Genomic DNA, 616 nt, shown 5'->3' with positions numbered 1-616 from the left:
TGTTTTTTGGTGTTTGTCTTAAAGACAAACATTGAGAACTTTACAAACAATCTTAAAGATTGTTTTGTCAGCTTTCCAAATTGTTAAAGAGCTAATCACTTCTTATGAAGTAACCATTTTTAAAAACTCTCAAGAGAGAATGTTTAAAGATGGTGGGCGATACCGGGCTCGAACCAGTGACCCCCTGCTTGTAAGGCAGGTGCTCTCCCAACTGAGCTAATCGCCCACATAAGTTTTTCGTCTTGTGGTAGACGTCAAGAATGGTGGAGCTATGCGGGATCGAACCGCAGACCTCCTGCGTGCAAGGCAGGCGCTCTCCCAGCTGAGCTATAGCCCCATCTTGAGAGTCATTCTTAAAGAATGGTGGGTCGTGCAGGATTCGAACCTGCGACCAATTGATTAAAAGTCAACTGCTCTACCAACTGAGCTAACGACCCAATGGTATCCCGTAGGGGAGTCGAACCCCTGTTACCGCCGTGAAAGGGCGGTGTCCTAGGCCTCTAGACGAACGGGACACTGCTATTTGTTTCCACTTTTAAAAAGCAGAACCAAACTTCGAAGATATTGGGATATCTTCGTCTCTTTTACTTATAAACCGTATCAATCTGTGTGGACA

Annotated in this window: 4 tRNA genes; all 4 read right to left on the bottom strand. The window is 45.1% G+C overall.

Features of this window, described 5'->3' with window-relative positions:
* Positions 1-150: 150 nt before the first annotated feature.
* Positions 151-226 (bottom strand) — tRNA-Val (locus KIT90_RS27535).
* 35 nt (positions 227-261) lie between these two features.
* A tRNA-Ala gene (locus KIT90_RS27530) sits at positions 262-337 on the bottom strand.
* 24 nt (positions 338-361) lie between these two features.
* Positions 362-437 (bottom strand) — tRNA-Lys (locus tag KIT90_RS27525).
* A gap of 2 nt (positions 438-439) precedes the next feature.
* Positions 440-515: transfer RNA gene (locus KIT90_RS27520), tRNA-Glu, on the bottom strand.
* Between the last annotated feature and the right edge of the window lie 101 nt (positions 516-616).

Origin of the sequence: Vibrio sp. B172a, from assembly GCF_030248355.1 — a bacterium.
GTDB lineage: Bacteria > Pseudomonadota > Gammaproteobacteria > Enterobacterales > Vibrionaceae > Vibrio > Vibrio owensii.
This window is presented reverse-complemented; position numbering and strand designations above follow the sequence as displayed.